Below are 24,880 nucleotides of genomic sequence, written 5' to 3' on the forward strand. Positions count from 1 at the left end.
ATGATGGCAGAGAGGTCACACCCGTTCCCATACCGAACACGGAAGTTAAGCTCTCTAGCGCCGATGGTAGTTGGGACCTTGTCCCTGTGAGAGTAGGACGTCGCCAAGCAACTAAACACGAGTCAAATGACTCGTGTTTTTTCGTGTTTTCTTTTATAATCCATAGTAATTAAAAAAATATGCTTAAATAATTACTATTTTGATTAAATGCAGGGGAATGTGGCTAGGATAGTGAATAAGCAAAAGAGTTGCAAATTTTATTAATACGTATATAATTAAAGTCAAAGATAGTCAAAGTCAATAAAGGTGGCGGATAAATGAGAAATATATCTGATATCATTGAGCAATATCTAAAGCAAGTTATTGACTTAAGTAATAATAATGTGATTGAAATCAAAAGAAATGAGATTGCGGATCGATTCGAGTGCGTACCATCTCAAATCAATTATGTAATCAATACCCGTTTTACATTAGAAAGAGGATTTGTAGTAGAAAGTAAACGTGGTGGAGGAGGTTACATTCGCATTATAAAAGTCAAACTGCATGATGATATAGACATTATTGATCAAATGCTTCATATGATTGATCATAGCGTTGCACAAGGGAATGCAGAGAGTATGATTATACGTTTATTAGAAGAGGGAATCATAACAGGCCGTGAAGCAAAATTAATGTTAAGTGTACTAGATCGTTCTGTATTATCAATGGATATTCCTTCTCGAGATGAACTTAGGGCTCGAATATTATGCGCAATGTTAAGAACACTGAAATATAAATAAATACAGCTTTTGTAAAAGAATGATAATTAAGATAGGGCAGTTAAATATTGTAGAAGTTTTGAAAAAGAGCATGTACTTTTATCTGAGTGGATTAAGGAAAGAGGACAATCTAGTAATGTATGAAAAGTATCATGAGGTAGATCGTTCCTGTTGTAAAGGTGGGGATATTGATGACTTGTCAAAACTGTAATATAAGACCAGCAACTTTACATTATACAAAAGTAATCAACGAGAAGAAGGCGGAAGTTCATCTTTGTGAGCAATGTGCGGAGCAAAGTGGCTATACGTCTTTCTTTCAATCATCACAGTCTAACTTTTCATTTCATGATGTATTTGCTGGTTTATTACACGGTGAATCAACAATGTTTGGAGAAGGAAAAAACGGGTTTTCAAATACAAATACAGTAAGATGTCCAGATTGTAAGATGACATATGAACATTTTACAAAAGTGGGACGCTTTGGTTGTGCTTCTTGTTACGATACATTTAAAGGACACTTAAACCCATTGTTAAAGCGACTTCATGGTGGACATACAGAACATTGTGGAAAAATTCCGGAACGAATGGAAGGAAATATCCACTTAAAGAAAGAATTAGATGAACTAAAACTTATTCTGAAACAATATGTACAGAATGAGGAGTTTGAGAAAGCTGCTGAGGTAAGAGATGAGATTCGAGGGCTTGAAACTCAGCTTAGTGAGCATAGAGAGGGGGAGTAGTTCTATGTCACTGGACAAAATTATGAATGAAGCGATTAGTCCATGGATGAAGGGGGATGGCCCTGATTCTGATATTGTTTTAAGTAGTCGAATTCGTTTGGCTCGTAATTTTAAGCAATATCAATTTTCTACTATGCAAAACGAAGAGGAAGCTCAAAAGGTTCAAGAATTATTTAAAAAGAAATTTATAAATAAAGCGGTAGAGCCCTTTGGGAAGTTTGGACTATTAAAAATGAATGAACTAACTCCTCTTCAAAGGCGAGTTTTAGTCGAAAAGCATTTAATTAGTCCAAATCTAGCAGGGACCGAATATGGAGCATGTCTGTTATCAGAAAGCGAACACATTAGTGTGATGCTTAATGAGGAAGACCACATTAGGATTCAGTGCCTATTTCCAGGACTACAGTTATCAAAGGCGCTTCAAAGCGCCAATCAAATAGATAATTGGATTGAGAAAGAGGTTGAATATGCTTTTGATGAATCACTTGGATATATTACGAGTTGTCCTACTAACGTTGGTACAGGATTAAGAGCTTCTGTAATGATTCATTTACCAGGGCTGGTTTTAACAAAAAGAATTAGCCGTATTATACAAGTAATTCAAAAATTAGGTTTAGTAGTAAGAGGAATATACGGTGAAGGTAGCGAAGCGTTAGGTAATATATTTCAAGTATCAAATCAAATGACGTTAGGGAAATCCGAAGAAGATATTATTGCAGATTTAAAGAGTGTCATGCAGCAAATTATACAACAAGAAAAATTGGCCAGAGAATTAATTGTACAAAATTCGAGCATTGAGCTTGAAGATAAGGTTTATCGTTCTTACGGTATACTAGCAAACAGTCGTTTAATTCAATCTGCAGAAGCGGCAACTTGCTTATCGGATGTACGACTCGGTATTGATCTAGGATATATAAAAGGTATATCGAGAAATATTTTGACTGAGCTAATGGTTCTTACGCAACCTGGTATTTTACAACAATATGCAGGAGGACCTTTAGGACCAGAAGAAAGAGATTATCGAAGAGCAACCTTAATCCGTGAGCGATTACGTATTGAAAAAAACTAAGCGCAAGTAGGAGGCGATTTCTATGATGTTTGGAAGATTTACAGAAAGAGCACAGAAAGTATTAGCTTTATCTCAAGAGGAAGCAATTCGCATTGGGCATAATAACATTGGAACAGAACATATTTTACTTGGGCTTGTACGCGAAGGTGAAGGAATTGCAGCAAAAGCGTTAATTGCTCTTGGATTGAGCCCGGAGAAAGTGCAAAAAGAGGTAGAAGCGTTAATTGGACGTGGAACAGAAGCTTCTCAAACTGTACATTATACACCTCGTGCTAAAAAAGTTATTGAATTGTCTATGGATGAAGCGCGTAAGCTAGGACATTCTTATGTTGGAACAGAACATATTTTACTTGGCTTAATCCGTGAAGGTGAAGGTGTAGCGGCACGTGTATTAAATAATTTAGGTGTAAGCCTCAACAAAGCAAGACAACAAGTGTTACAACTTCTTGGAAGTAACGAAGCAAGTTCAGGTCACCAAGGTGGTTCATCGACAAATGCAAATACACCGACACTAGACAGTTTAGCGCGCGACTTAACAGTTGTTGCACGTGAGAATCGTTTGGATCCTGTTATTGGACGTAGTAAAGAAATTCAACGTGTAATTGAAGTGTTAAGCCGTAGAACAAAAAACAATCCAGTGTTAATTGGAGAGCCTGGTGTAGGTAAAACAGCAATTGCTGAAGGGTTAGCACAGCAAATCGTAAATAATGAAGTTCCTGAAACGTTAAGAGATAAGCGTGTTATGACACTAGATATGGGAACAGTGGTAGCTGGGACGAAATATCGTGGTGAGTTTGAAGATCGTTTAAAGAAAGTAATGGATGAAATACGTCAAGCAGGGAATATTATTCTATTTATTGATGAACTTCATACATTAATCGGTGCAGGTGGAGCAGAAGGTGCAATCGATGCATCGAATATTTTAAAACCATCTTTAGCACGCGGAGAATTACAATGTATTGGTGCGACAACTTTAGATGAGTATCGTAAATATATTGAAAAGGATGCAGCTTTAGAGAGACGTTTCCAGCCAATTCATGTTGATGAGCCGAGTCTAGAAGAATCAACTCAAATCTTGAAAGGATTACGCGATCGTTATGAGGCGCATCACCGTGTGTCTATTACAGATGATGCAATTGATGCAGCTGTAAAACTTTCAGATCGTTATATTACGGATCGTTTCTTACCAGATAAAGCAATTGATTTAATTGATGAAGCTGCTTCAAAAGTTCGCTTGCGTTCTTATACAACACCACCAAACTTAAAAGAGCTTGAAGTGAAGCTTGAGGAAATTCGAAAAGAAAAAGATGCGGCTGTACAAAGTCAAGAGTTTGAAAAGGCTGCTTCCTTACGTGATATGGAACAACGCTTACGTGAGAAATTGGAAGATACAAAACGTCAGTGGAAAGAACAACAAGGAAAAGAAAATTCAGAGGTTACGGTAGAAGATATTGCAAATGTCGTTTCTACATGGACACGTATCCCTGTTTCTAAACTTGCACAAACAGAGACTGATAAATTATTAAACTTAGAATCCATTCTTCATGATCGTGTCATCGGTCAGGATGAAGCTGTAGTGGCTGTAGCGAAAGCTGTTCGTCGTGCAAGAGCAGGATTGAAAGATCCGAAACGTCCAATTGGTTCATTTATTTTCTTAGGGCCAACAGGTGTAGGTAAAACAGAATTAGCAAGAGCATTGGCAGAATCTATGTTCGGTGATGAGGATGCAATGATTCGCATTGATATGTCTGAGTATATGGAGAAACATTCAACTTCTCGCTTAGTTGGTTCTCCTCCAGGATATGTTGGGTATGAAGAAGGCGGACAATTAACAGAGAAGGTTCGTCGTAAGCCTTATTCAGTTGTCCTATTAGATGAAGTAGAGAAGGCACATCCTGATGTATTTAATATTCTACTACAGGTATTGGAAGATGGTCGTTTAACTGATTCTAAAGGACGTACAGTTGATTTCCGTAATACGATTGTTATTATGACGTCTAACGTTGGTGCTGAGGCGTTAAAACGTAACAAACATCTTGGATTTAACGTACAAGATGAAAGCCGTGATTATTCGGATATGAAAGGTAAAGTAATGGATGAGCTGAAAAAGGCATTTCGTCCAGAATTCTTAAACCGTATTGATGAAATTATCGTATTCCATATGCTTGAGAAAAAACATATTCAAGAAATTGTGACTCTTATGGTAAATCAGTTAGTGAATCGCTTAAAAGAACAAGAAATTGAATTGCACTTAACAGAAGGAGCGATTGCAGCTATTGCTGATAAAGGGTTTGATCGTGAATATGGTGCTCGTCCACTACGTAGAGCAATTCAGAAGCATGTAGAAGATAGACTATCGGAAGAACTTTTAAAAGGTGCTATTGAGAAAGGTCAAAAAGTTATCTTTGATGTAGAAGGGGAAACATTTGTCATTCATAGTGCTGAAAAGGTAAAATAAGTATAGACAAACTAAGAGGGCTACGAGATAGCCCTCTTTCTTGTACGAGAAGGTCAAATGTTTATAGATGAAAGCGAAGTGAAATATAAAAAGATATGGCTAAAAAGAAAACAAAATTCACATGTCAAGAGTGTGGTTATCAATCACCAAAATATATGGGTAAATGTCCAGGGTGTGGTCAATGGAATTCGCTTGTTGAAGAGATGGAACCCGTTGTATCATCCAGACGCCTAAATTATGCAAATGCAATTCAAACAGAAGTAACAAAACCAAGACGTCTTACAGAAGTAGAAACAAAGTCTGAGGCACGTATTGAAACAAAATTTCAAGAGTTTAACCGTGTACTAGGTGGCGGAATTGTAGATGGATCTTTAGTACTTATTGGTGGGGACCCTGGGATTGGAAAATCAACGTTATTATTACAGATTTCCTCGCAATTAGCAGATGCTTCATATGATGTATTGTATATATCAGGTGAGGAGTCAGCAAAGCAGATTAAACTTCGTGCAGATCGTTTACATGTAAATGGTAGTAATCTATTTGTTGTATCAGAGACAGATTTACAGCGTATTGCAGCACATATTGAAGAGATGAATCCTGCTTTTGTTGTTATTGATTCTATTCAAACGATACATTTACCTGAGGTAACATCAGCTCCTGGTAGTGTGGCGCAAGTACGTGAATGTACAGCAGAATTAATGAAACTTGCAAAAACAAAGGGAATCCCAATTTTCATCGTAGGACATGTGACAAAAGAAGGTGCAATTGCGGGACCGCGTATGCTAGAACATATGGTCGATGCAGTTCTTTACTTTGAAGGAGATCGACACCATACATATCGTATTTTACGAGCTGTAAAGAATCGTTTTGGTTCTACGAATGAAATGGGTATCTTTGAAATGAAAGAACTTGGCCTTGCAGAAGTCTTAAATCCTTCTGAAATTTTCCTTGAGGAAAGACCAGTTGGAGTTGCAGGTTCAACAGTAGTTGCCTCAATGGAAGGAACAAGACCAGTTTTAGTAGAAATACAGGCATTAATTTCCCCTACTAGTTTTGGAAATCCTCGAAGAATGGCGACAGGAATTGATCATAATCGTGTCTCGCTTATTATGGCGGTACTAGAGAAAAGAACAGGTTTACTATTACAAAATCAAGATGCGTATTTAAAAGTAGCTGGTGGTTTGAAATTAGACGAACCGGCAATTGATTTAGCTGTCGCCTTAAGTATAGCTTCAAGTTTTAGAGATAAATCTACGGCACCAACTGATGCGGTAATAGGAGAAGTTGGATTAACTGGAGAAATAAGAAGAGTATCAAGAATTGAACAACGTGTACAAGAAGCAGCTAAATTAGGATTTCAACGTGCTATCATTCCTAGAAAAAATTTAGGGGGATGGACAATTCCAGAGGGGATTGAGGTTGTAGGTGTTTCTAATTTGGGAGAAGCGCTTCGTTTGACATTAGGAGGCTAGGCTATGGAAGAAAATAAGCAACGTGTCAAAAGTATGATTAACATTTTACAGCTCGTGGCCCCAGGAACACCACTGCGCGAAGGGATAGATAATGTACTTCGCGCACAAACGGGGGGACTAATTGTTCTTGGGTATAATGAGCAGATTAAAAGCATTGTTGATGGTGGTTTTCATATTAATTGCGCATTCTCTCCTGCTAGTTTATATGAATTAGCAAAAATGGATGGAGCACTTATTTTAAATGAAACTGGAAGTAAAATTTTAATTGCAAACGCACAGTTAGTTCCAGATTCATCTATTGATTCTATTGAAACAGGTATGCGTCACCGAACAGCAGAGCGTGTAGCAAAGCAGACGGGCAGCCTTGTTGTGGCCATTTCACAAAGACGTAATGTAATTACGCTATATCAAGGGAACTTACGTTATACATTAAAAGATATAGGTGTCATTTTAACGAAGGCAAATCAAGCAATTCAAACGCTAGAAAAATATAAGGCTGTATGGAATGACGGCATTACGAATTTGGGTATTCTAGAATTTGAAGAGGTCGTTACAATGTCCGAGGTGGTTCACGTTTTACATAGTGTTGAAATGGTGCTGCGTATTAAAAATGAAATATTGAGCTATATTCATGAGTTAGGAACAGAAGGTAGGTTAATTCGTTTACAGCTTACAGAATTACTAGCTGATTTAGAGGCAGAGGCAGCATTGTTAATTAAAGATTATCACCAGGAGAAAACACAAGACCATCATCAAATCTTGAAAAAGTTACAAGATCTTGCAAATACACAACTTTTAGAGGATAGTGATTTAGTTAAATTGCTTGGCTATCCAGGACAAACAAGTTTAGAAGAAAGTGTGACACCTAGAGGGTACCGAATCACAAGCAAGATTTCTCGTGTTCCGCCACTTATTATCGAGAATTTAATTAATCGATTTAAAACATTGCAAGGTGTTTGCCGAGCAACTATTAATGAATTGGATGATGTGGAAGGAATTGGAGAAGTGAGAGCGAAGAAAATACGAGAAGGTCTAAAAAGAATTCAAGAGCATCTCTATATGAGTAGACACAATTAAGAATATTACATTGATTCTATAATATAACGACACTAGAACATTTTTGGTATATGATATGATATATTGGTAAATAAAACTATTTACAAAAAAACACGTCCGCTTTTGCATTCGGCGTTTTGATTAGCGAAACAATGGTTAATAATGAGTAGGAGGTGGTTGGATGTTAAAACGGATTGTACAGCTCTTCTTTTTAGTGATCGGGGGAGCGTTAGGGATTTACTTAATCCCAAAAATTATTAATGTATTAGATATCGGTGCGGTTCCTTTGTTGGAAGGATCGTATGTTCGTGCAATTATTGGTGCAATTATTTTATTTTTAACAACATTTTGGCTTGTAGATTATATTGTTCAACTTATTAAGCATATTGAAGAGGCTCTTGTAAAGGCGCCTGTAGCAGATGTTTTATTTGGTACATTAGGATTAATCTCTGGTCTTATTGTTGCATATTTAATTTTGATACCAATTCGTGAATTTACAATTCCAGTTATTAGTACGGTGTTGCAAGTGTTCTTCACCCTTTTACTTGGATATTTAGGATTCCAAGTAGGATTTAAAAAGAGGAATGAATTGCTAGGATTATTTACATTACCCCAACGCGGAGGTAAGAAGAAAAACAATAGTGAGAATGAAGAGGTAGAGGTCGAAGCAGAAAAATCTACGACTCATTGGAAAATTCTCGATACGAGTGTAATTATTGACGGACGTATTGCAGATATTTGCCAAACAAAGTTTTTAGAAGGAACAATTGTCATTCCGCAATTCGTATTAGAAGAGCTTCAGCATATTGCCGATTCTTCAGATGCTTTAAAGCGTAATCGTGGCCGCAGAGGGCTAGACATTTTAAATCGTATTCAAAAGGAGATGCCAATTCCGGTAGAAATTTATGAAGGCGATTTCGATGATATCCAAGAAGTAGATAGCAAGCTTGTAAAGTTGGCAAAAATCACTGGTGGAACTGTAGTAACAAACGATTTCAATTTAAACAAAGTTTCTGAATTACAAGGGGTTACGGTGTTAAACATTAATGATTTAGCTAATGCGATTAAACCAGTCGTACTCCCTGGTGAAGAATTAAGTGTTTATGTTGTGAAAGATGGTAAAGAACAAAATCAAGGTGTTGCATACTTAGATGATGGTACGATGATTGTAGTAGAAGATGGTAGAGAGTATGTGGGTTCACAACTTGACGTACTTGTTACTAGCGTATTACAAACATCGGCTGGTCGTATGATTTTCGCAAAACGTAAATTGCTAGAAAAAGCATTATAAGTAGAGGATTATTAATATGTATACATTAATTATTCCGGCAGCGGGCCAAGGAAAACGAATGGGTGCTGGTAAAAATAAGTTATTTTTACTTATAGATGAAGTACCAATTATTGTGCACACATTGCGTGCTTTTGAAAAAGATAAAGCGTGCAAAAGTATTATTATGGCAATTAACGAAGAAGAACGCCCGTATTTTGAAGAGTTAATGCAGAAGTACCAGATTGAAAAGCACGTACAATTCATTCAGGGTGGAGCCGAAAGACAAGATAGCGTCTATAACGCACTTCAGTATGCGAGTGGTGTCGAATATGTTCTTGTGCATGACGGGGCGCGCCCGTTCGTAACGAATAAAGTGATTCGCGATGTATTAACTGCAGCAGAAAAATATGGAGCTTCCATTTGTGCAGTGCCAGTAAAAGATACTGTTAAGAAAGTAGAGCAGGGTGTTGTTGTAGAAACGGTAGAGCGATCTCAACTTAACGCTGTACAAACACCACAAGGATTCTCTGTTTCTCTTTTGCTAGAAGCTCATAGAAGCGCAAAGCAAAGTTGTTTTCTTGGCACAGATGATGCAAGTCTCGTAGAACGTGTTGGGAAGCAAGTAGGTGTAGTAGAGGGGAGTTACTATAATATTAAAGTGACGACTCCGGAAGATCTATTAATTGCTGAAAGTTTCCTACGTGTTCAAAAGAAATAACATTGATGACGTGTTAATAAAGAAAAGCTCGGCAACAGCCGGGCTTTTCTTTATAAGGATAGCGATATAATATAGAGTCATAAAGCTCAGTAGTTTAGCTTAAGGAGGAAGTAAGGATGTTTCGAATTGGACAAGGTTTTGATGTACATGAATTTGCGGAAGGGCGCCCGTTGATTATCGGTGGAATTACAATTCCACACGAGAAAGGATTAATCGGCCATTCAGATGCAGATGTATTGTTACATACGATTGCTGATGCATGTTTAGGTGCGATTGCAGCAGGAGATATCGGAAAGCATTTTCCTGATACAGACCCAGCTTTTAAAGATGCAGATTCAGCTGTATTGTTACAAAAAGTTTGGGAATTTGTGCGTGAACAAGGTTACGAGTTAGGAAATTTAGATTGTACAATTATTGCTCAAAAACCAAAAATGGCACCACATATTGAGAGTATGCGTAAGCGCATTAGTGAACTGTTAGAAACGTCTATCGATAACATTAATGTAAAGGCAACAACAACAGAAAAATTAGGATTTACAGGTAGAGAAGAAGGGATTGCTTCTCAAGCGGTTGTTTTATTACAGAAAAAATAATGGTTTTTAATTCGTAAGATGGATAATCACATTTTTTTGGTGTACAATTATAGAATGTGTTGACATTAAGAATGGAAGGTGTACCAATTATGGAAAAGCAAGTGAGAGTGCGCTACGCGCCAAGTCCAACAGGACACTTACATATCGGAAATGCGCGTACGGCATTATTTAATTATTTATTTGCTCGTCATTTAGATGGCAAATTTATTATTCGTATTGAAGATACTGATGTAAAACGTAACGTGGCTGGTGGAGAAGAAAGCCAATTAAAATACTTGAAATGGCTCGGTATGGACTGGGATGAAGGTGTTGATGTTGGTGGTGAATTTGGACCATATCGCCAAACAGAGCGTTTAGATATTTATAAAAAATTATATGAAGATTTATTAGAGCGTGGTCTAGCTTATAAATGTTATATGACAGAAGAAGAGCTAGAAGCAGAGCGTGAAGGACAAATCGCTCGCGGTGAAACACCTCGTTACGCAGGTAACCACCGTGAATTAACTGAAGAACAAGTGAAAGAATTTGAAGCTGAGGGACGTATTCCAAGTATTCGTTTCCGTGTACCAGCTGATCGTGACTACACATTCAAAGATATTGTAAAAGATGAAGTTGCGTTCCATTCAAATGATTTCGGTGATTTTGTTATTGTGAAAAAGGATGGAATTCCAACTTATAACTTTGCAGTAGCAGTAGATGATCATCTAATGGAAATTACACATGTACTTCGTGGTGATGATCATATTTCAAATACACCGAAACAAATGATGATTTATGAAGCTTTCGGCTGGGATATTCCACAATTCGGTCATATGACTCTAATTGTTAATGAAAGTCGTAAAAAGTTAAGTAAGCGTGATGAATCTATTATTCAATTTATTGAGCAATATAAAGAGCTTGGGTATCTTCCAGAAGCAATCTTTAACTTTATTGCACTACTAGGTTGGTCTCCGGTAGGAGAAGAAGAAATCTTCTCTAAAGATGAGTTTATCAAAATGTTCGATGCAGCTCGTTTATCAAAATCACCTGCATTATTTGATTCTCAAAAACTAAAATGGATGAACAACCAGTATATGAAAAAGCAAGATTTAGATACGGTTGTAGAGTTAAGCTTACCGCATTTAGTGAAAGCTGGACGTGTGGGAGAAACTTTAAGCGAACAAGACCAAGCTTGGATTCGTGATGTAATTGCTTTATACCATGAACAAATGAGTTTTGGAGCTGAAATTGTAGAGCTTTCTGAAATGTTCTTTAAAGATCATGTTGATTATGAAGAAGAAGGACAAGAAGTATTAAATGGTGAACAAGTACCTGAAGTACTTCGTGCATTTGCTGGTCAAATAGAAGCTCTAGAAGCAATGGAGCCAGCAGCAATTAAGGCAGCGATTAAAGCAGTTCAAAAGGAAACAGGACATAAAGGTAAAAATTTATTTATGCCAATCCGTGTTGCAACTACAGGACAAACGCATGGTCCAGAGCTTCCGAATGCTATTGCACTTCTTGGAAAAGAAAAAGTTTTAAATCGTCTTCAAAAAGTAATTGGTTAACATTTTCTAGGTTTAGAAATATAATAAGTATACCTAAAACCTAATAAGGAAAAGCGACGAGAAGGAGAAGTAGAAAATCAGGCTTTTTACAGAGAGAACCACCTTTAGGCTGGGAGTGGTTTATAAGCGGATTTTTGAAATGCCCCTTCGAGTCTTCTGCTGAACAGCGAATTGCTTCGTGGGATGTCTTAGGCCGCAAAGTAAGCAGAAGCGGTTTACACCGTTATCATGGATGAGTTTGAGGCTTTTTTAAGCCTAAACAGAGTGGAACCGCGCTTAAAAGGCGTCTCTGTCAATATGACAGAGACGCCTTTTTTTTATACCGTGTAAATAGGTATGAATATAGAATTTATCTCCTTATATAAAGAATTAGGGGAGAAGTGATGAGTTAGGGGAGTTAGTTCGCTCGACAAAAAAGCAGCCCATAAAGGGGAGGGAACACCGATGTTTAAGAGGCTTCGGGAAGATATTGAAGTCGTTTTTGAACAGGATCCAGCGGCAAGAGGTTATTTCGAAGTCATTTTAACTTACTCTGGATTACATGCAGTTTGGGCCCATCGAATTGCACATGCTTTTTATAAAAGAAATTTTTTCTTTCTTGCACGTTTTGTTTCACAAGTGAGCCGCTTTTTTACTGGCATTGAGATCCATCCAGGAGCAACAATTGGTCGACGTTTTTTCATAGATCATGGAATGGGAGTTGTAATCGGAGAAACTTGTGAAATTGGTGATAATGTAACGATTTATCAAGGGGTTACATTAGGTGGTACAGGAAAAGAAAAAGGAAAGAGGCATCCAACAATTCAGGATAATGTATTAATTGCGACGGGTGCTAAAGTTCTTGGTTCTATTACTGTGGGAGAGAATTCTAAAATCGGAGCAGGGTCTGTCGTATTAAAAGAAGTTCCTGCACATTCTACAGTTGTAGGTATACCTGGCCGTGTCGTTATTCAAAATGGAGTAAAGATTGGTCAAGAATTAAATCACTCTGACCTTCCGGATCCGATTTTTGATAAATTAAAGGCTATGGAAGTAGAACTTGATAAATTGAAGAAACAATTGGAATTAAAGGTAGAAAGGAAGGATAAAAATGACTATTCACATTTATAATACGTTAACACGTCAAAAAGAAGAGTTTGTTCCATTAGAAGAAAATAAGGTAAAGATGTATGTATGCGGACCTACAGTTTATAACTACATTCATATTGGGAATGCAAGGCCTCCTATGGTATTCGATACAGTGCGTCGTTATTTAGAATACAAAGGATACGATGTGCAATATGTATCTAACTTTACGGATGTAGATGATAAATTAATTAAAGCGGCAAATGAATTAGGTGAAGATGTACCGACAATTGCTGATCGTTTTGTTGAAGCGTACTTTGAAGATGTAACAGCACTAGGTTGCAAACACGCAACAGTCCATCCTCGTGTAACAGAAAATATGGATATCATTATTGAATTTATTCAAGAACTTGTGAATAAAGGGTATGCATATGAATCAGAGGGTGATGTGTACTTTAAGACGAAGGAATTCGAAGGTTACGGTAAATTATCACATCAACCAATCGCAGATTTACGTCACGGTGCTCGTATTGAGGTAGGGGAAAAGAAACAAGACCCTCTTGATTTTGCTTTATGGAAAGCTGCGAAAGAAGGAGAAATCTTCTGGGAAAGCCCTTGGGGGCAAGGACGTCCAGGATGGCATATTGAATGCTCAGCAATGGCGCGTAAGTACTTAGGGGATACAATTGACATTCATGCTGGTGGTCAAGACTTGGCTTTCCCACATCATGAAAATGAAATTGCGCAGTCAGAGGCATTGACTGGAAAAACGTTTGCACGTTACTGGATGCATAATGGATATATTAATATTAACAATGAGAAGATGTCTAAATCGCTTGGTAACTTTATTTTAGTTCACGATATTATTAAGCAATACGACCCGCAGTTAATTAGATTCTTTATGTTATCAGTACACTATCGTCACCCGATTAACTTTAGTGAAGAGTTATTACAAAGTACGAATAATGGACTGGAAAGAATTAAAACAGCTTATGGAAACTTAAAGCATCGTATGGAGAGTAGTACGGATTTAACGGATCATAATGAGAAATGGTTAGCTGAAATAGAGAAATTCCAGACTGCATTTGAAGAGGCAATGAATGATGACTTTAACACTGCAAATGCAATTACCGAATTATACAACGTAGCAAATCATGCAAATCAATATTTACTTGAAGAGCATACATCTAAAGTTGTGATTGAAGCATACGTAAAACAACTGGAAACGTTATTTGATATTTTGGGATTAGAATTATCAAAAGAAGAATTACTGGATGAAGAAATTGAAGAGCTTATCCAAAAGCGCATTGAAGCTCGTAAAAATCGTGATTTTGCATTGTCTGATCAAATTCGTGACGATTTAAAAGAACGTAATATTATTTTAGAAGATACTGCTCAAGGTACAAGATGGAAAAGAGGATAAGGATGATCGATGCAAAGCAATTAAACAGCTTGGCGTTAGCGTATATGGGTGATGCGGTATATGAACAATATATCCGCTATCACCTCCTTCAAAAAGGAAAAGTTCGCCCTAATCAATTACACCGCTTAGGGACGAGCTTTGTTTCAGCAAAAGCACAGGCGAAAGTTGTTTATCATTTATTAGAGACGGCATTTTTGACAGAGGAAGAAGAGGCGGTATTAAGAAGAGGGCGTAATGCAAATTCAGGTACAGTTCCGAAAAATACGGATGTACAAACATATCGACATAGTACAGCCTTTGAAGCGCTAATTGGTTATCATCATTTATTAAATAATCGTGAAAGATTAGACGAAATTGTATATAAGGCAATTGCAGTTTTAGAAGAAAAGGAAGGGGGCACATCATCATGACTAGTGAATATATTATCGGACGTAACCCTGTAATTGAAGCGTTAAGATCAGGGAGAGATATTAATAAAATTTGGATCGCAGAAGGTGCTGCCAAAGGACAAGTACAAATTGTACTAGCGTTAGCAAAAGAAAATAAGATTATTTTACAACATGCACCAAAGAAAAAGTTAGATCAATTAGTTGAGGGTAATCATCAAGGTGTAATTGCTCAAGTAGCTGCATATCAGTATGCAGAGTTAGAAGATTTATTCAAAGTGGCAGAAAAACGTAATGAAGATCCATTCTTCTTGATTTTAGATGAGATTGAAGATCCGCATAACCTAGGTTCTATTATGCGTACTGCTGATGCAACAGGAGCTCATGGAATTATTATTCCGAAGAGAAGAGCTGTGGGACTTACAGCATCAGTTGCGAAAGCATCAACAGGAGCGATTGAATACATTCCTGTTGCGCGCGTAACAAACTTATCTCGTACAATTGATGAATTAAAAGAGCGTGGACTTTGGATTGCTGGTACAGATGCCAAAGGGAAAACGGATTACCGTAATTTAGATGGTACAATGCCGATTGGGTTAGTAATTGGTAGTGAAGGAAAAGGTATGAGTCGTATTATTGGTGAAAAGTGTGATTTCTTAATCACTTTACCGATGGTTGGTAAAGTTACATCCTTAAATGCTTCAGTAGCCGCAAGTTTGTTAATGTATGAGGTATATCGTAAACGTCACGAAATTGGTAAATAAAAAATGAACGATATTTTAATCGTTGACGGTTACAACATTATCGGAGCTTGGGGAGATTTGAAGAAACTGCGGGATGTAGATTTACAATCATCAAGAGATGCGCTTATTGATAAGATGGCGGATTATCAAGGTTATACAGGTACAAAAGTGATGATAGTCTTTGATGCCTATACAGTCCATGGTATTGAAAAAAAGATGAAACAATCTCGTGTAGAAGTCATATTCACACGAAAGAATCAAACTGCAGACGAAAAGATAGAGCAACTTGCGATAGAGCTTAGAAATATAAATACACAAATATATGTTGCGACTTCTGATTATACAGAACAATGGGTTATATTTGGGCAAGGTGCCCTTCGAAAATCTGCGCGTGAATTAGAGTTGGAAGTACAAGCGATGGAACAACAAGTAAGAAGGCGCACAAAAGACACGAAAGAACAGCAGCCCGCCATGCGAAAGATATTTAGTAAAGATATTACAGAAAAATTAGAAAAATTAAGAAGAGGAGAGCGTTGAAGCATTGACGCTCTTTATCTTTTTACTGTATAATATTGCTAAATAAATAGCGGTCGGAGGGATCAAGGTGGAAGCAGGCTTCGTAAGTATAGGCGACGTTACATTTCGTGATTTAGAGGATGAGGCAATCGTTGAGTTAGTTCGAAAAGGTAATACTGACGCTCTAGAATATTTAATTCACAAGTATAAGAACTTTGTTCGTGCGAAATCAAGATCTTACTTTTTAGTGGGTGCCGATCGAGAAGACATTGTTCAAGAAGGTATGATAGGGTTGTTTAAAGCAATTCGTGATTATAAAGAGGACAAGCTGTCTTCATTCAAAGCATTTGCTGAACTATGTATCACTCGACAAATTATTACCGCTATTAAAACGGCAACAAGACAAAAACATATTCCTTTAAATTCGTATGTGTCTTTAGATAAGCCGATTTACGATGAGGAATCTGATCGAACGTTATTGGATGTTATTTCTGAAGCGAAGGTGACTGATCCTGAAGAGATGATCATTAGCCAGGAAGAATATACAGACATAGAATCAAAAATATCTGAATTATTAAGCGATTTAGAAAGGAAAGTGCTTTCTTTATATTTAGATGGTCGTTCTTATCAAGAGATTTCAGAACAGTTAAACAGGCATGTGAAATCTATTGATAACGCTTTACAAAGAGTAAAGAGGAAATTGGAACGATATATGGAAATGAGAGAAAGTACAACTTTAAATTCATAAGAAGTAACAAGTGCTACAGGTGTAAAATAAATCACCTGTTTTCTTTTGTAGAGAGTACAAAATGCATGTCATTGACATTGTCTTTTATTGTATGATACATTTTTAGGGACATAATGTTACAAGGTTGGTGTAACTAATGAGGAAAAAAGTTGTACTCTCATGTGAAGAGTGTAAAAATCGAAACTACTCTACTATGAAAGATACGAGCTCAATAGAGCGACTTGAAATAAAAAAGTTTTGTAAAACATGCAATCAGCATACAGTTCACAAGGAAACAAAATAAATAATTGAAATAATACACTGGAGGTCCCGCAGATGCGTTTAACGAACTTTTTCGGCGATGTAGGTCGCGAAATGAAAAAAGTAAGTTGGCCTAAAAAAGATGAATTACTCCGCTCAACAGCGACTGTTGTTGCTACAGTTGTGTTCTTTGCGATTTTCTTCGCAGTAGTTGATATGGGCATTTCTTCTTTAATTCGGTTAATTCTTGGTTAATTCTTGAATAAGAAGCACTTATCCATGATATAATGTTATTTATAAGAACTGTGTAAAAGCCCGGTGAACGGGTTTTTTCATTTGCGCAAAAAAATGTACGTCAGGGAGGGAAGGACGCTCGTCCTAAATGAATGGAAAAAAGTTGGTATGTTGTCCATACTTATTCTGGATATGAAAATAAAGTAAAAGCAAACCTAGAGAAACGTGTAGAATCAATGGGTATGCAAGATAAAATTTTCCGTGTTGTTGTCCCGGAAGAAGTAGAAGTAGAAATGAAAAACGGAAAAGAAAAATTAATGAAAAGAAAAGTGTTCCCAGGTTATGTATTAGTAGAATTAATCATGACTGATGACTCTTGGTATGTTGTACGTAACACGCCGGGTGTAACTGGGTTCGTTGGTTCTTCTGGTTCTGGATCTAAACCATCACCTCTATTAGAAGAGGAAGTTGTTACCATTATGAAACATATGGGAATGGATAACGAAGTGGTTGATTTCGACTTTGAACTTCATGAGACAGTACGTGTAAATGAGGGACCATTCGCAGATTATACAGGTGCTATTGAAGAAATTGATGTGGAGAAGAAAAAGGTTAGCGTGCTTGTGGACATGTTTGGTCGCGAGACTCCAGTTGAACTTGACTTCCATCAAATTGAAAAATTATAAAATGAAACTTGAAATGAATTGTAAAAAGTGATAATATCTTTTAAGTCAGTACGTCTTCGTTATCGGAGACGTTTTTTGAAAGATTTTATCCTTACAGATAAAATATGACGTGGGAGGGCAAATCACTGTCCAATTGACCACATCACGGACTTAAGGAGGTGTGTCTCGTGGCTAAAAAGGTAATTAAAATGGTAAAGCTTCAAATTCCTGCAGGTAAAGCTAACCCAGCTCCACCAGTTGGTCCAGCATTAGGACAAGCAGGTGTTAACATCATGGGCTTCTGTAAAGAGTTTAACGCTCGTACAGCAGATCAAGCTGGTCTTATCATCCCTGTTGAAATTACGGTATTTGAGGACCGTTCATTCACTTTCATTACTAAAACTCCTCCTGCTGCTGTTCTTCTTAAGAAAGTAGCTGGTATTGAGTCTGGTTCTGGTGAACCAAACCGTAATAAAGTGGCAACTGTTAAGCGTGATAAAGTACGCGAAATCGCTGAAACTAAAATGCCTGACCTAAACGCTGCTAGCGTAGAAGCTGCAATGCGTATGGTTGAAGGTACTGCACGCAGTATGGGCATCGTTATCGAAGACTAATTCGATTTGTTTTTAAAAAAGGTTGCGGGTCTGGAATTCCAATTCGCAACCTTTATTATCGTAAATGATTATCGTTTTTAAATAAATGGATGGCGCTCATCCTCAGGTTATACCTGAAAACAGGCGTAAACGTGGGAGGTTATTCCGCTAAAACCACATTCGAGGAGGAAATAAAAATGGCTAAAAGAGGTAAAAAGTACGTAGAAGCTGCAAAGCTTGTTGATCGTGCAGCTGCTTACTCTGCGACAGAAGCAGTAGAATTAGTAAAGAAAACAAACACAGCTAAATTTGATGCAACTGTAGAAGCTGCATTCCGTTTAGGTGTTGACCCTAAGAAAGCTGACCAACAAATCCGTGGTGCAGTTGTTCTTCCACACGGTACTGGTAAAGTACAACGTGTATTAGTATTTGCTAAAGGTGAAAAAGCTAAAGAAGCTGAAGCTGCTGGAGCTGACTTCGTAGGCGATACTGATTACATCGGTAAAATCCAACAAGGTTGGTTCGATTTCGATGTAGTAGTAGCAACTCCTGACATGATGGGTGAAGTTGGTAAACTTGGTCGCGTATTAGGACCTAAAGGTTTAATGCCAAACCCTAAAACTGGAACAGTTACTTTCGATGTAACTAAAGCTGTTAACGAAATCAAAGCTGGTAAAGTTGAATACCGCGTTGATAAAGCTGGTAACATCCACGTTCCAATCGGTAAAGTATCTTTCGAAGATGCTAAATTAGTAGAAAACTTCAAAACAATTGCTGACACTTTACAAAAAGTTAAGCCAGCTGCTGCAAAAGGTACTTACATGAAGAACGTAACAGTTGCTTCTACAATGGGACCTGGCGTACGTGTAGACGTTTCTACATTAGCGTAAATTTTGGAAGTTGACTTCATAAAGAAGTTTTAATATAATCATTTATGTTGTGAATTTAATTAGTGTACCGTAGACAGTAGGTGTCAATAGACTTAATTTCCTACCTAGGTGTTAATATACGAAGCGGAATCTTTTTTCTGTGACTATATGCCTCCATGTCTACAAGTTGGGCATGGAGGTTTTTAGTGCACTTTCGGTACATCTTCTATATAATCTACAGGAGGTGTAATAACATGAGCAAAGTAATCGAAACTAAACAACAAGTTGTAACTGAAATCGCGGACAAACTTCGCGCTAGTAAATCTACAATCGTTGTTGACTACCGTGGTTTAACAGTTTCTGAAGCAACAGAATTACGTAAGCAATTACGTGAAGCTGGCGTTGAGTTCAAAGTTTACAAAAACTCTCTAACTCGTCGTGCTGCAGAATCTGCTGAAATGGCTGAGTTAAATGAATTCTTAACAGGACCAAACGCAATCGCGTTCAGTAACGAGGATGTAGTTGCTCCTGCGAAAGTATTAAACGACTTCGCTAAAGATCATGAAGCTTTAGAAATTAAAGCGGGCGTAATCGAAGGTAAACTTGTAACACTTGATGAGGTTAAAGCAATCGCTACTCTTCCATCACGTGAAGGCTTACTTTCTATGCTTCTTAGCGTTCTTCAAGCTCCAATCCGTAACCTTGCACTTGCTACTAAAGCAGTTGCAGACCAAAAGGAAGAGCAAGGCGCTTAATTTTTTAAAAGATAATTACGTATTATCGATAAAACAATACAAACCTATTTAAGGGAGGATATTTACAATGACTAAAGAACAAATCATTGAAGCAGTTAAATCTATGACTGTATTAGAACTTAACGACTTAGTAAAAGCTATCGAGGAAGAATTCGGCGTAACTGCTGCTGCTCCTGTAGCTGTTGCTGGTGGCGCTGGAGAAGCTGCTGCTGAGAAAACTGAATTTGATGTGGAACTAACTAGCGCTGGTGCACAAAAAATCAAAGTTATCAAAGTTGTTCGTGAAATCACTGGTCTTGGCTTAAAAGAAGCTAAAGAATTAGTTGACAACACTCCAAAAGTAATCAAAGAAGCTGCTGCTAAAGAAGAAGCTGAAGAAATCAAAGCTAAACTTGAAGAAGTTGGCGCTGCTGTAGAAGTTAAGTAATTAACTTTTGATGCTTTAAAAAAAGCTCGCTCTCATGCGAGCTTTTTTTTTAACTGTAAAGAAAAGAGGTGGCCATATGGCAGACCATTATTTTTCTAACGACCCTTCTAGTAAAAGTGATCGTAAGCGATGGGAGTTTACCCTTCGTGGATCTCGATTTACTTTCTTATCTGACCATGGGGTGTTCTCGAAAAACGAAGTGGACTTTGGTTCCCGTCTTTTAATTGAAGCGTTTCAAATGCCAGATATTAAAGGTAATATATTAGACGTAGGTTGCGGATACGGTCCTATTGGTTTGTCGTTAGCGAAAGAGTTTCAAGGTCGTGAAGTTCACATGGTGGATGTGAATGAGAGGGCACTTGGGCTTGCGAAAGAAAACGCCGCTAATAACAAAATCGAGAATATACGTATTTTTCAAAGTAGCGTCTATGAAAATGTAGATGGTAAGTATGCTGCTATTCTATCTAACCCTCCAATTCGTGCGGGTAAAGATATCGTACATGAGATTTTAGAAAAAGCTGTGGAGTATTTAGTTCCAGGTGGAGAACTTTGGATTGTTATTCAAAAGAAACAAGGTGCACCGTCTGCGCTAAAAAAACTAGAAGAAGTATTTTCTGAAGTTGAGGTTGTAGAAAAGAAAAAAGGATATTATATCATAAAATCAAAAAAACGTTGACGGTTATTTTTGGCTATGTTAACATTATACAATGCCAATATATGATTTTCTGCGTTGAGAAAGATGTATATTTTTGTTTCTCTTGGAAAAGATAGTAAAATCAGCAGATTATGAAACAGAATGATGGTTTTCTTATAGAAGCCATTTTTCTTTTTTGAGCAGGTAGAAAGACTCAACGTATTTATCTTTAAGAGAAAGAGACTACGCTAATAGCAGTAGTTGTATTTATTTGTGATTTTGCACAAATTTTTTTGTGCATTTATAATACTCATGATTTGAGGGGTGAAGCAGTTGACAGGTCAACTAGTTCAATACGGACGCCACCGCCAACGAAGAAGTTATGCCCGTATTAGTGAAGTATTAGAGTTACCAAATCTTATCGAAATTCAAACCTCTTCTTATCAGTGGTTTCTTGATGAGGGTTTGCGAGAAATGTTCCAAGACATTTCTCCGATTGAAGACTTTACGGGAAATCTATCGCTTGAATTTATCGACTACAGCTTAGGTGAACCTAAATACTCTGTAGACGAATGCAAAGAGCGTGATGTGACGTATGCAGCACCACTTCGTGTAAAAGTGCGTCTAATCAACAAGGAAACTGGTGAAGTAAAAGAACAAGATGTGTTCATGGGAGATTTCCCACTCATGACAGAGACTGGAACATTCGTAATTAACGGTGCAGAACGTGTTATCGTTTCCCAGTTAGTTCGCTCTCCAAGCGTATACTATAGTGGCAAAGTGGATAAAAACGGAAAACGTGGTTTTACTGCTACTGTAATTCCAAACCGCGGAGCTTGGTTAGAGTATGAGACAGATGCTAAGGATGTTGTATATGTGCGTATTGACCGTACGCGTAAACTTCCTGTAACTGTTTTGTTACGCGCATTAGGGTTTGGCTCTGATCAAGAAATCACCGAGCTTTTAGGTGATAACGAATACTTAAGCAACACATTAGAAAAAGACAACACAGATAGCACAGAAAAAGCATTGCTTGAAATTTATGAGCGTCTACGTCCTGGTGAACCACCAACAGTAGAAAACGCTAAGAGCTTACTTGTGTCTCGTTTCTTTGATCCAAAGCGCTACGATTTAGCAAATGTAGGTCGCTATAAGATCAACAAGAAGTTACACATTAAAAACAGATTGTTTAATCAACGTTTAGCTGAAACATTAGTGGATCCAGAAACTGGTGAAATTTTAGCGGCAGAAGGAACAATCTTAGATCGTCGTACACTTGATCGCATTTTACCTTACTTAGAGAAAAACATTGGATTCAAAACAGCGAAACCAATGGGTGGAGTGGTAGAAGGCGATGTTGAGCTGCAATCTATTAAGATTTATGCTCCTGAGTCGGAAGGCGAACGCGTAATTAATGTAATTGGTAATGCAAACATTACTCGTGATGTGAAACACATCACACCAGGTGATATCCTTGCTTCTATCAGTCACTTCTTCAACCTACTATACAAAGTAGGGGATACAGATGATATTGACCATTTAGGAAACCGTCGTCTGCGTTCTGTTGGAGAACTGTTACAAAATCAATTCCGTATCGGTCTTTCTCGTATGGAACGTGTTGTTCGTGAGAGAATGTCGATCCAAGATACAAATGCAATTACACCGCAGGCACTAATTAATATTCGTCCTGTTATTGCATCTATTAAAGAGTTCTTCGGAAGTTCTCAGTTATCTCAGTTTATGGACCAAACAAACCCATTAGCAGAGTTAACTCACAAACGAAGACTATCTGCATTAGGACCTGGTGGTTTAACGCGTGAGCGCGCAGGCTTTGAAGTGCGTGACGTTCATTACTCTCACTACGGTCGTATGTGTCCGATTGAAACACCAGAGGGACCAAACATCGGTTTGATTAACTCATTATCTTCGTTCGCGAAAGTAAATGAGTTTGGTTTCATTGAAACACCATACCGTCGTGTTGACCCAGAAACTGGTCTTGTAACAGGGCATGTTGATTACTTAACGGCAGATGAAGAAGATAACTATGTTGTAGCCCAAGCGAATATGAAATTATCTGACGAAGGTGAATTCCTAAGTGAAGATATCGTAGCTCGTTTCCGTGGTGAAAACATTGTCACAAATAGAGAACGCATCGACTACATGGATGTATCTCCAAAACAAGTAGTGTCGGCAGCGACAGCTTGTATTCCGTTCTTAGAAAACGATGACTCTAACCGCGCACTTATGGGAGCGAACATGCAACGTCAGGCGGTTCCGTTAATGAATCCGGAATCTCCGATTGTAGGTACAGGTATGGAGTACGTATCAGCAAAAGACTCAGGTGCTGCAGTAATCTGTAAACATCCTGGTATTGTTGAGCGCGTAGAAGCACGTGAAGTTTGGGTACGTCGCTATGTAGAAGTTGACGGTCAAACAGTAAAAGGCGACTTAGATCGCTACAAAATGCAAAAATTCATTCGTTCTAACCAAGGAACTTGTTACAACCAACGTCCAATCGTAAGTGTTGGAAATGAAGTTGTAAAAGGTGAAATCCTTGCGGATGGTCCTTCTATGGAATTAGGTGAACTAGCACTTGGACGTAACGTGCTTGTTGGCTTCATGACTTGGGACGGTTATAACTACGAGGATGCGATCATCATGAGTGAGCGCCTTGTAAAAGATGATGTGTACACTTCTATTCATATTGAAGAATATGAATCAGAAGCTCGTGATACGAAGCTTGGACCAGAAGAAATTACACGTGACATTCCAAACGTTGGGGAAGACGCATTACGTAACCTTGACGAGCGCGGTATCATTCGCGTTGGTGCTGAAGTAAAAGATGGAGATTTACTTGTTGGTAAAGTAACACCTAAAGGTGTAACAGAATTAACAGCTGAAGAACGTCTATTACATGCTATCTTTGGAGAAAAAGCGCGTGAAGTACGTGATACATCACTACGTGTACCACACGGTGGTGGCGGTATTATCTTAGACGTAAAAGTATTCAACCGTGAAGATGGCGATGAATTGCCACCAGGCGTGAATCAACTTGTACGTGCATATATCGTTCAAAAACGTAAAATTTCTGAAGGTGACAAGATGGCCGGACGTCACGGTAACAAAGGTGTTATTTCTCGTATTTTACCAGAAGAAGATATGCCTTACCTACCAGACGGTACGCCAATCGATATCATGTTAAACCCATTAGGGGTACCATCTCGTATGAATATCGGTCAGGTATTAGAGCTTCATCTTGGTATGGCAGCAAGATACCTTGGCATTCACATTGCAACACCAGTATTCGATGGTGCTCGTGAGGAAGATGTTTGGGGCACAATTGAAGAAGCTGGTATGGCAAATGACGCGAAAACAATCCTGTATGACGGACGTACTGGTGAACCATTCGATAACCGCGTATCTGTTGGTGTCATGTATATGATCAAACTTGCGCACATGGTTGACGATAAACTTCATGCTCGTTCTACTGGACCATACTCACTTGTAACGCAGCAACCTCTTGGAGGTAAAGCTCAGTTCGGTGGACAGCGTTTCGGTGAGATGGAGGTTTGGGCACTTGAAGCTTACGGTGCTGCTTATACTCTTCAAGAAATCTTAACAGTGAAGTCTGATGATGTTGTTGGACGTGTTAAGACTTATGAAGCAATTGTTAAAGGCGAAAATGTTCCAGAACCAGGCGTTCCTGAATCATTCAAAGTATTGATTAAAGAGCTGCAAAGTTTAGGTATGGACGTTAAAATGATGTCTAGCGACGATACAGAAATTGAAATGCGTGATACAGAAGATGACGATGATCATCAATCAGCAGATAAATTGAATGTCGAAGTTGAGACAACTAAGGAATAATTGGGATAACCTGTAGACTAAAAGGGAGGTAGGC

At 37.9% G+C, this 24,880-nt stretch carries 25 protein-coding genes, 1 rRNA gene and 2 other annotated features; all 26 genes read left to right on the forward strand.

The window, feature by feature from the left end; genetic code table 11:
* Positions 1-109 (forward strand): 5S ribosomal RNA (gene rrf / locus ACTFO4_RS27515); the annotation flags it as partial.
* A gap of 208 nt (positions 110-317) precedes the next feature.
* A complete protein-coding gene (gene ctsR / locus ACTFO4_RS27520) occupies positions 318-779 on the forward strand; it encodes a transcriptional regulator CtsR (protein WP_001244565.1) in 462 nt (153 codons plus the stop codon).
* A gap of 170 nt (positions 780-949) precedes the next feature.
* A complete protein-coding gene (locus ACTFO4_RS27525; RefSeq protein WP_000128399.1) occupies positions 950-1,498 on the forward strand; it encodes a UvrB/UvrC motif-containing protein in 549 nt (182 codons plus the stop codon).
* Positions 1,499-1,502: 4 nt separating this feature from the next.
* Complete coding sequence (locus ACTFO4_RS27530) at positions 1,503-2,567, forward strand: protein arginine kinase (RefSeq protein WP_000050842.1); 1,065 nt, start codon at positions 1,503-1,505, stop codon at positions 2,565-2,567.
* Positions 2,568-2,589: 22 nt separating this feature from the next.
* On the forward strand, positions 2,590-5,025 hold the full coding sequence (gene clpC, locus ACTFO4_RS27535) for an ATP-dependent protease ATP-binding subunit ClpC (RefSeq protein WP_000971183.1): 2,436 nt from the start codon (positions 2,590-2,592) through the stop codon (positions 5,023-5,025).
* A 95-nt stretch (positions 5,026-5,120) separates the two neighbouring features.
* Entirely contained in the window at positions 5,121-6,497 is a 1,377-nt protein-coding gene (radA, locus tag ACTFO4_RS27540; RefSeq protein ID WP_001085202.1) for a DNA repair protein RadA, read from the forward strand.
* Between the two features lie 3 nt (positions 6,498-6,500).
* Positions 6,501-7,574 (forward strand): DNA integrity scanning diadenylate cyclase DisA, encoded by a 1,074-nt coding sequence (disA, locus tag ACTFO4_RS27545; RefSeq protein WP_000392163.1) that lies wholly within the window; start codon positions 6,501-6,503, stop codon positions 7,572-7,574.
* Between the two features lie 160 nt (positions 7,575-7,734).
* Positions 7,735-8,844 carry a PIN/TRAM domain-containing protein gene (locus ACTFO4_RS27550; RefSeq protein WP_000919677.1) on the forward strand — a complete coding sequence of 370 codons (1,110 nt, stop codon included), beginning with the start codon at positions 7,735-7,737 and terminating at the stop codon, positions 8,842-8,844.
* A gap of 16 nt (positions 8,845-8,860) precedes the next feature.
* Positions 8,861-9,541 carry a 2-C-methyl-D-erythritol 4-phosphate cytidylyltransferase gene (gene ispD / locus ACTFO4_RS27555; protein ID WP_000288284.1) on the forward strand — a complete coding sequence of 227 codons (681 nt, stop codon included), beginning with the start codon at positions 8,861-8,863 and terminating at the stop codon, positions 9,539-9,541.
* Positions 9,542-9,657: 116 nt separating this feature from the next.
* Entirely contained in the window at positions 9,658-10,134 is a 477-nt protein-coding gene (gene ispF / locus ACTFO4_RS27560) for a 2-C-methyl-D-erythritol 2,4-cyclodiphosphate synthase (RefSeq protein ID WP_000488386.1), read from the forward strand.
* Between the two features lie 89 nt (positions 10,135-10,223).
* Positions 10,224-11,681: a glutamate--tRNA ligase gene (gene gltX, locus ACTFO4_RS27565; protein WP_000415143.1), complete on the forward strand. Its 1,458-nt coding sequence runs from the start codon at positions 10,224-10,226 to the stop codon at positions 11,679-11,681.
* Positions 11,682-11,728: 47 nt separating this feature from the next.
* Positions 11,729-11,975, forward strand: a binding site (T-box leader).
* A 150-nt stretch (positions 11,976-12,125) separates the two neighbouring features.
* Entirely contained in the window at positions 12,126-12,791 is a 666-nt protein-coding gene (gene cysE, locus ACTFO4_RS27570) for a serine O-acetyltransferase (protein ID WP_000476497.1), read from the forward strand.
* Positions 12,772-14,169 carry a cysteine--tRNA ligase gene (cysS, locus tag ACTFO4_RS27575; protein WP_000152276.1) on the forward strand — a complete coding sequence of 466 codons (1,398 nt, stop codon included), beginning with the start codon at positions 12,772-12,774 and terminating at the stop codon, positions 14,167-14,169. The genes cysE and cysS overlap by 20 nt, the downstream gene beginning before the upstream one ends.
* Positions 14,170-14,171: 2 nt before the next feature.
* Positions 14,172-14,579, forward strand: coding sequence for a Mini-ribonuclease 3 (locus tag ACTFO4_RS27580; protein ID WP_000564261.1), 408 nt, complete (start codon positions 14,172-14,174; stop codon positions 14,577-14,579).
* Positions 14,576-15,319 (forward strand): 23S rRNA (guanosine(2251)-2'-O)-methyltransferase RlmB, encoded by a 744-nt coding sequence (rlmB, locus tag ACTFO4_RS27585; RefSeq protein WP_000200237.1) that lies wholly within the window; start codon positions 14,576-14,578, stop codon positions 15,317-15,319. The genes ACTFO4_RS27580 and rlmB overlap by 4 nt, the downstream gene beginning before the upstream one ends.
* A gap of 3 nt (positions 15,320-15,322) precedes the next feature.
* Positions 15,323-15,835 (forward strand): NYN domain-containing protein, encoded by a 513-nt coding sequence (locus ACTFO4_RS27590; protein ID WP_000997886.1) that lies wholly within the window; start codon positions 15,323-15,325, stop codon positions 15,833-15,835.
* Between the two features lie 67 nt (positions 15,836-15,902).
* Positions 15,903-16,562 carry an RNA polymerase sporulation sigma factor SigH gene (locus tag ACTFO4_RS27595; RefSeq protein WP_000387193.1) on the forward strand — a complete coding sequence of 220 codons (660 nt, stop codon included), beginning with the start codon at positions 15,903-15,905 and terminating at the stop codon, positions 16,560-16,562.
* 136 nt (positions 16,563-16,698) lie between these two features.
* Positions 16,699-16,845, forward strand: a complete 147-nt coding sequence (gene rpmG, locus ACTFO4_RS27600) for a 50S ribosomal protein L33 (RefSeq protein ID WP_014481927.1) — start codon at positions 16,699-16,701, stop codon at positions 16,843-16,845.
* A gap of 32 nt (positions 16,846-16,877) precedes the next feature.
* A complete protein-coding gene (gene secE / locus ACTFO4_RS27605) occupies positions 16,878-17,057 on the forward strand; it encodes a preprotein translocase subunit SecE (RefSeq protein ID WP_001241323.1) in 180 nt (59 codons plus the stop codon).
* A gap of 131 nt (positions 17,058-17,188) precedes the next feature.
* Positions 17,189-17,722 carry a transcription termination/antitermination protein NusG gene (gene nusG, locus ACTFO4_RS27610; RefSeq protein ID WP_000415794.1) on the forward strand — a complete coding sequence of 178 codons (534 nt, stop codon included), beginning with the start codon at positions 17,189-17,191 and terminating at the stop codon, positions 17,720-17,722.
* Between the two features lie 167 nt (positions 17,723-17,889).
* Complete coding sequence (gene rplK, locus ACTFO4_RS27615; protein WP_001085872.1) at positions 17,890-18,315, forward strand: 50S ribosomal protein L11; 426 nt, start codon at positions 17,890-17,892, stop codon at positions 18,313-18,315.
* Between the two features lie 176 nt (positions 18,316-18,491).
* Complete coding sequence (rplA, locus tag ACTFO4_RS27620) at positions 18,492-19,184, forward strand: 50S ribosomal protein L1 (RefSeq protein ID WP_001987630.1); 693 nt, start codon at positions 18,492-18,494, stop codon at positions 19,182-19,184.
* Between the two features lie 49 nt (positions 19,185-19,233).
* Positions 19,234-19,378, forward strand: a sequence feature (ribosomal protein L10 leader region).
* A 39-nt stretch (positions 19,379-19,417) separates the two neighbouring features.
* Positions 19,418-19,918 (forward strand): 50S ribosomal protein L10, encoded by a 501-nt coding sequence (rplJ, locus tag ACTFO4_RS27625; RefSeq protein WP_000048716.1) that lies wholly within the window; start codon positions 19,418-19,420, stop codon positions 19,916-19,918.
* Between the two features lie 67 nt (positions 19,919-19,985).
* A complete protein-coding gene (rplL, locus tag ACTFO4_RS27630) occupies positions 19,986-20,345 on the forward strand; it encodes a 50S ribosomal protein L7/L12 (RefSeq protein ID WP_000159736.1) in 360 nt (119 codons plus the stop codon).
* 76 nt (positions 20,346-20,421) lie between these two features.
* Positions 20,422-21,021 carry a class I SAM-dependent methyltransferase gene (locus ACTFO4_RS27635; protein WP_332285384.1) on the forward strand — a complete coding sequence of 200 codons (600 nt, stop codon included), beginning with the start codon at positions 20,422-20,424 and terminating at the stop codon, positions 21,019-21,021.
* Positions 21,022-21,312: 291 nt separating this feature from the next.
* Positions 21,313-24,846 (forward strand): DNA-directed RNA polymerase subunit beta, encoded by a 3,534-nt coding sequence (gene rpoB, locus ACTFO4_RS27640; RefSeq protein WP_440014552.1) that lies wholly within the window; start codon positions 21,313-21,315, stop codon positions 24,844-24,846.
* Positions 24,847-24,880: the final 34 nt, after the last annotated feature.

Origin of the sequence: Bacillus cereus group sp. MYBKT14-1, assembly GCF_051915185.1 — a bacterium.
GTDB classification, from domain to species: Bacteria; Bacillota; Bacilli; order Bacillales; family Bacillaceae_G; genus Bacillus_A; species Bacillus_A cereus.

Bases quoted from the DNA above. Each gene is read 5' to 3' on its own strand.
- ctsR (WP_001244565.1), top strand. From the start codon at position 318: ATGAGAAATATATCTGATATCATTGAGCAATATCTAAAGCAAGTTATT.
- ACTFO4_RS27525 (WP_000128399.1), top strand. From the start codon at position 950: ATGACTTGTCAAAACTGTAATATAAGACCAGCAACTTTACATTATACA.
- ACTFO4_RS27530 (WP_000050842.1), top strand. From the start codon at position 1,503: ATGTCACTGGACAAAATTATGAATGAAGCGATTAGTCCATGGATGAAG.
- clpC (WP_000971183.1), top strand. From the start codon at position 2,590: ATGATGTTTGGAAGATTTACAGAAAGAGCACAGAAAGTATTAGCTTTA.
- radA (WP_001085202.1), top strand. From the start codon at position 5,121: ATGGCTAAAAAGAAAACAAAATTCACATGTCAAGAGTGTGGTTATCAA.
- disA (WP_000392163.1), top strand. From the start codon at position 6,501: ATGGAAGAAAATAAGCAACGTGTCAAAAGTATGATTAACATTTTACAG.
- ACTFO4_RS27550 (WP_000919677.1), top strand. From the start codon at position 7,735: ATGTTAAAACGGATTGTACAGCTCTTCTTTTTAGTGATCGGGGGAGCG.
- ispD (WP_000288284.1), top strand. From the start codon at position 8,861: ATGTATACATTAATTATTCCGGCAGCGGGCCAAGGAAAACGAATGGGT.
- ispF (WP_000488386.1), top strand. From the start codon at position 9,658: ATGTTTCGAATTGGACAAGGTTTTGATGTACATGAATTTGCGGAAGGG.
- gltX (WP_000415143.1), top strand. From the start codon at position 10,224: ATGGAAAAGCAAGTGAGAGTGCGCTACGCGCCAAGTCCAACAGGACAC.
- cysE (WP_000476497.1), top strand. From the start codon at position 12,126: ATGTTTAAGAGGCTTCGGGAAGATATTGAAGTCGTTTTTGAACAGGAT.
- cysS (WP_000152276.1), top strand. From the start codon at position 12,772: ATGACTATTCACATTTATAATACGTTAACACGTCAAAAAGAAGAGTTT.
- ACTFO4_RS27580 (WP_000564261.1), top strand. From the start codon at position 14,172: ATGATCGATGCAAAGCAATTAAACAGCTTGGCGTTAGCGTATATGGGT.
- rlmB (WP_000200237.1), top strand. From the start codon at position 14,576: ATGACTAGTGAATATATTATCGGACGTAACCCTGTAATTGAAGCGTTA.
- ACTFO4_RS27590 (WP_000997886.1), top strand. From the start codon at position 15,323: ATGAACGATATTTTAATCGTTGACGGTTACAACATTATCGGAGCTTGG.
- rpmG (WP_014481927.1), top strand. From the start codon at position 16,699: ATGAGGAAAAAAGTTGTACTCTCATGTGAAGAGTGTAAAAATCGAAAC.
- secE (WP_001241323.1), top strand. From the start codon at position 16,878: ATGCGTTTAACGAACTTTTTCGGCGATGTAGGTCGCGAAATGAAAAAA.
- nusG (WP_000415794.1), top strand. From the start codon at position 17,189: ATGGAAAAAAGTTGGTATGTTGTCCATACTTATTCTGGATATGAAAAT.
- rplA (WP_001987630.1), top strand. From the start codon at position 18,492: ATGGCTAAAAGAGGTAAAAAGTACGTAGAAGCTGCAAAGCTTGTTGAT.
- rplJ (WP_000048716.1), top strand. From the start codon at position 19,418: ATGAGCAAAGTAATCGAAACTAAACAACAAGTTGTAACTGAAATCGCG.
- rplL (WP_000159736.1), top strand. From the start codon at position 19,986: ATGACTAAAGAACAAATCATTGAAGCAGTTAAATCTATGACTGTATTA.
- ACTFO4_RS27635 (WP_332285384.1), top strand. From the start codon at position 20,422: ATGGCAGACCATTATTTTTCTAACGACCCTTCTAGTAAAAGTGATCGT.